The sequence below is a fragment of the Blautia sp. 210820-DFI.6.14 genome, from assembly GCF_020558815.1.
GTDB lineage: Bacteria > Bacillota > Clostridia > Lachnospirales > Lachnospiraceae > Blautia_A > Blautia_A obeum.
The window spans coordinates 1-5,773 of record NZ_JAJCKS010000053.1 but is presented as its reverse complement, the minus strand read 5'-3'; the positions used below and the strand labels follow the sequence as shown (position 1 = coordinate 5,773).

The window sequence follows — 5,773 nt, the reverse complement described above, 5'->3', positions numbered from 1 at the left end:
CAACGATAATGACATCCTCGATCAGAATGAACTAGAGGATGCTCTGAAGGATCAAGTTGCTCAATAGCTTTTTGAAGCATGGTATTTGCAAGTTCGGAGTTTGGGGAAGTGCCAATTGTCCAGGAAACAACCATTCCATCAAAACAATCTATAATAGGGGACAGATAGATTTTGCCTGCTGGGATATGAAACTCTGTTATATCTGTAAGCCATTTTTCGTTTGGTTTTGTAGCTGAAAAATCACGTTTTATTATGTTATCAACTTCAGGAGTGATCTCCCCCTTATAAGAGTTATATTTTCTTTTTCTTGCTGCTTTAACGATTAATTGTTCCTCGTTCATTATACGACGGACTATTTTTTCAGAAACAATAATACCATCTTTTTTTAACAGACAATGTATGCGACGATAGCCATATATTTCTTTATTACATATAAAGAGCTCTTTTATTTGTTGGCGTAATTCTTTATATTTGTCTTTGCTCTTTATGCATTGTACCTGATAACAGTAGCTACTTTTAGAAAGCTTTAAAACAGGTAGCAGTTCATTTAATTTATATTTATTACGTAGGGCATCAATCAAGAAAACTTTTTCACGATTAGTCAATTGATCAAGATTGATGCCCTCCTCTTTTTTTAAGATATCGCCTGCCTTTTCGAGAACGTCACGCTCTAATTGAAGTTTATATACATCGTTTTCGAGACGTTTGACTTTAGCTTCCAGTTCTGCTTTCTCACGTATTAATTGTTCGATGCTTTTATCTTCAGCAGGAGGTTGGATCATTTTCAAAGTTCTCCCTTCACCAAGTAGTTCTTTTCTCCAAATAGAAACAGCAGATGGAGTAACACCATATATTTCGGCTATCTGTGCTATCTTTAAGTTACCTTTGCATGATTCCATTACTGCTTGTATTTTTTCTTCTTGGGAACATCTTACATGAGGTTTAAAAGATTTACAACGTCTATTACCTTCCTCTGGAAAAAGTTCTTTAACCCATTGCATAAGAAGAGGTCTGCTTGGGTATCCAAGTGCTTTTACCGTCTGCAATACATTTCGGTCACGAGCAAAGTAATAATCAACAGCGTCTCTCTTTTCCCTGTCAGAAAATTTACTGACCTTTTTGCGCCCCTTATGAAGATCATTCGACTCTGAATACTCTCTATACCAACGCTTGAGATTTGATGCATCAGGGTAACCTAATTTACTAACTGTGTATGCTGCATTATATCCACAGTTGATATAAAACTTTACAGCACGGATGCGTTCTTCGTAAGAATACATATGAACCTCCTAACTTTTAGTTGGTCCAAGATTTTGTCCGCATCTCCAACGCAGACATAGGGGTTGCATTTACCTCTGCAATCATACTAACATGAACTTACTCTCAGGCTCCAACATGAAAGGAGTTTCTATTTATGGTCAACTGATACTTTCTTTATTATTTATTAGGTGGTGTATAATTTTCCTCAAAAAATTTCAAATTATTAGAATTAAGGCTGACAGTCCTCTCACACGACTGTCAGCCTTAAATTCATCCAGACATATTCAATTTCATTATTACCTTATTTCGTCAGAACCCGATAATTTTCTTTCTTATCATAATCTTTATGGATTCCATCATCTTCATACAGAGTATAGCTGCTGCCTTCATATCCGATAAGCTGCATATTCTCTGTATCAATATCCTTCACGCACTCTGCTGCTTCTGCAACCGGGATGCATTTGCCGCTTCGAATGAAAAGAGGTACTTCATTGAGGGCAACATCCACATAATGGACTCCTTTTGCGAGGACTTCTTCGAAAATGCTTCCATCCGGCATGAACTTGATAAATTTCATTTCTTCTGGCAGGTAAACGTAACGGCCTCTTGCGTTCTGCTCATAAACCGGTGCGATCATGATCTCGTTGCCAAGCATCAGCTGGTCTTCGACGCGGATTGCCATCTTATCATCCGGATAAACGAAGCCAAGCGGTTTAAAGTACATATCGTCATTCAACGCAGCTTTCATGTATTCACTGTAAAGATACGGCACAAGGCGATATCTGGCGTTAATGACGCTGCGGAAATCTTCGATGTTTTCGAACTGGTAACATTCCTGTTCTCTTGTTCCTTCTGCCGCATGATCACGCATCAGAGGTGTAAACACACCGAGTGCAAGGAAACGGAGCAGAAGATCTCTGGTCGTGTCGTCACCAAATCCACCAAGGTCTGCGCCTGTGTACATAAATCCACACATATTCAGAGATGGAAGCATCTTCAGATTTAAAAGAATGTGTGACCACCAGGATTTATTGTCTCCCATCCAGATTCCTCCGTAACGATGCATTCCAATATAAGAAGATCTGGAAAACATCAGGAAACGTTTTTCCGGATCAATGCGTTCGAATGCTTCTCCGGCTGCTCTTGTCATGTTATAACCAAAAAGATTATGCACTTTGTCGTGGCGGATTTTCTTACCATTTACATTGTGATAGAATCTTTTGTAATCCTCCGGACTGTTAGCAATATCTTTCATCTTTGCCTGCATAGCCCACGGATGGATCTTGCCTTCGGTGTCTTTTGCAAACTCTCCGGCGAATTCTTTTGCTTCTGCAAGGCCTTCTGAAGAATAAAAGATTGCAGGCTCGTTCATGTCATTCCAGAATCCTTCGATTCCCTGATCGATCAGGAAACGATATTTATCTCCAAACCATTTCCGGGCTTCTGGATTCAGCATATCCGGAAAATGGGTATCTCCAGGCCATACAGCTGCAACAAAATCACTGCCGTCTTCTCTTTTACAGAAGTAGTTATTTTTTACACCTTCCTCGTAAACCTCGTAGCCTTTTTCCACCTTGACACCGGCATCAATGATCGGGATCAGGCGAAGCTCCTGGTCTTTCATTTCCTTTACAAATTCAGGGAAATCAGGAAAGTTTTTTTCATTGACTGTGAAGTCTTTAAAGTCCTGCATATAATCAATATCCATGTAGATCATGTCGATCGGGATATGATTCTCGCGATATCCTTTTGCCACTGCACGGAAGTCTTCTTTTGTTGTATAACCCCAGCGGCTCTGTCCAAAACCGAAAGCGAACTTCGGCGGAATGTAGCTGCGGCCGATCACACGACGGAACTGTTTTACGATGTCGTAAGCATTTTCTCCTTCGATGACATAGATATCCAGATCTGCATTTTCGCAGGATACCTGGAGTGTGTCCATTCTGGTATATCCAATATCAAAGGTCAGTTTTGACGGATAGTCAAAAAACAGTCCAAAAGTAGTTTTGCCGCTCACGACAATAAAATTGTGAGCTCCATACAGAGAACGCTTGCCCTCTGTATGAATTGCATCATCTGTACAGTTGCTGATATAGCAGTAACCTCTCTTATTGATTCCACGGTTGGATTCGCCCAGACCATAGACAATATCATCTTTGTCCATGATATAGGTAAAAGCAAATCCCTCATTCTGGCTGATCTCTCCATATGGAAAAGCGCCCTCAGCTATTTCGATTTTTTCGGTCAGTGCCTCCGTATCAAACGGAGTTCCATATCTGTATTTTCTAATCATCTCTGTGCTACCTCTTATTTTTTATAAAGTACAAATGCTTCATATGGTTTCAATACAATTCTACCTTCAAATACAGTTCTGTCAAGATTTGTGATCAGACATTCTGCTCCTTTGAATTCTTCCGGAATCTCCATCCCTGCATTTTTGTCACTGAAATTGCAGACTGTCAGAAGTTTTTCCTGTTTCTGTCTTCTAATATATGCAAAAATCTGCTCATCATCACGATAAATCGGTTCAAACTCACCATAAACAATAATGTCTTTTTCTTTACGCAGACGGATCAGTTTCTGATAGTAATGGAAAATAGAGTTCGGATCTTCAAGCTGCTGTGCCGCATTGATCTCTTTGTAGTTCGGATTCACTTTGATCCAGGACTCGCCATCTGTAAATCCAGCCTGTGCTGAATCATCCCACTGCATTGGAGTCCGGGCATTATCACGGCTTCTCAGCATCAGGCATTTCATCATGTATTCCGGAGTCATAAGTCCTGCTTCCGTAAGCTCTGTAAAGAAATTGATGCTCTCAATATCACGATAATCTTCCAGTTTGTCGAAGTAAACGTTTGTCATTCCAAGTTCTTCGCCCTGATATACATATGGTGTTCCCTGCATCATGTGAAGACAGGTTGCAAGCATTTTTGCAGAAGTTTCTCTGTATGCCGGATTATCATTTCCAAAACGGCTGACACTTCTCGGCTGATCATGGTTTCCAAGAAACAGGCTGTTCCATGCTTTGCCCTGAAGTTCTTCCTGCCATTTGATCATGATACGTTTGAACTCTTTGAAATCATATTTTTCAGTTGTCCACTTACCATAATCACCGCTTCCATTATCCACATGCTCAAACTGAAATACCATATTCAGTTCTTTTCCGGCTTCTCCCGCATATTTCTGTGCCTCTTCAATTGTTACTCCTGAGGTTTCACCAACTGTCATGATATCATATTTTGAAAGAACTTCTCTGTTCATTTCCTGCAGAAATTCATGAATTCTCGGACCATGTACGCAATATGGTCCAAAATCACCATAGAGGCTGTTATTCATTTCTCCATCCGGGAAAGTCTGGTCTTTGGAGATCATACTGATAACATCCATACGGAAACCGTCGATTCCTTTTTCACACCAGAATGTCATCATATCATAAACTTCCTGGCGTACTTTCTCGTTTTCCCAGTTGAGATCCGGCTGTTTCTTTGAGAACAGATGCAGGTAATACATCTGGGTCTGAGAATCATATTCCCATGCAGATCCACCGAATACACCGCCCCAGTTGTTTGGTTCTTTTCCGTTTACAGGATCTTTCCAGATATAATAGTCACGATATGGATTATCTTTTGACTTTCGGCTTTCAATAAACCAGTTATGTTCATCCGATGTATGGTTGACTACGAGATCCATCAGGATTCTGATATCTCTTTTGTGAGCTTCTGACAAAAGTTCTTCGTAGTCCTCCATAGTTCCATATTCTTTATAAATTCTGCGGTAATCAGAAATATCATAACCATTATCATCCTGAGGAGATTCCAGCATCGGAGATATCCATAACACATTTACGCCAAGCTCTTTGAGATAATCAAGCTTCTGTATGATTCCTCTGATATCGCCCACGCCGTCTCCGTTGCTGTCCTTAAAACTTTTAGGATATATCTGATATACTACACTTTCTTTCCACCATTTTTTCTCCATGTTATTAATCATCTCCTGTTTATTATTTTGTTAACGAAACCTGCGAATTACTCCGCAGGTTTCATTTATTACTTGACTGCTCCGGCAACAACACCGTTCATGATCCATTTCTGGCAGAAAAGATATACAAGCAGTACAGGAATAAGTACCAGCAGATAAGAAGCAAATGCCAGGTTATAATCTACAGAGAACTGTTTTTTGAAAACATACTGTGCAAGCTGTAAAGTCTGCTGGCTCTCATCGCTTAATAATACCAACGGCATGGTAAAGTCATTCCAGTTCCACATAAATGAAAGGATTGCCACTGTTGCTGTACAGCACCATTGATTTGGGAAATATCACCCCGGACACGTCTGTCCTGTTCCCTTTCGGTGACTTTATCATAAACCCTGCATCTCAGTAAAATCAATAGGTTTCTCGCGAAACTTAAAATCTTAACAAAATTTTAATTCTGTTTTTATGCATATTAAACAAAAAAAGAAGGGGCTGTCGCTTTAACGATTAATAAATCGTGAAGCGGCAGCTTCATTTTTGT

General features: G+C 39.9%; 4 protein-coding genes. All 4 read right to left on the bottom strand.

The window, feature by feature from the left end; genetic code table 11:
- Window positions 1-1,280: IS3 family transposase (locus LI112_RS17455; protein ID WP_227191176.1), on the bottom strand; the 1,280-nt coding region annotated here is incomplete at its 3' end.
- A 281-nt stretch (window positions 1,281-1,561) separates the two neighbouring features.
- Complete coding sequence (locus LI112_RS17450; protein ID WP_227191175.1) at window positions 1,562-3,553, bottom strand: TIM-barrel domain-containing protein; 1,992 nt, start codon at window positions 3,551-3,553, stop codon at window positions 1,562-1,564.
- Between the two features lie 14 nt (window positions 3,554-3,567).
- Window positions 3,568-5,238: an alpha-glucosidase gene (locus LI112_RS17445; RefSeq protein WP_227191174.1), complete on the bottom strand. Its 1,671-nt coding sequence runs from the start codon at window positions 5,236-5,238 to the stop codon at window positions 3,568-3,570.
- Window positions 5,239-5,306: 68 nt separating this feature from the next.
- Window positions 5,307-5,525: a hypothetical protein gene (locus tag LI112_RS17440; RefSeq protein ID WP_330635719.1), complete on the bottom strand. Its 219-nt coding sequence runs from the start codon at window positions 5,523-5,525 to the stop codon at window positions 5,307-5,309.
- Window positions 5,526-5,773 lie beyond the last annotated feature (248 nt).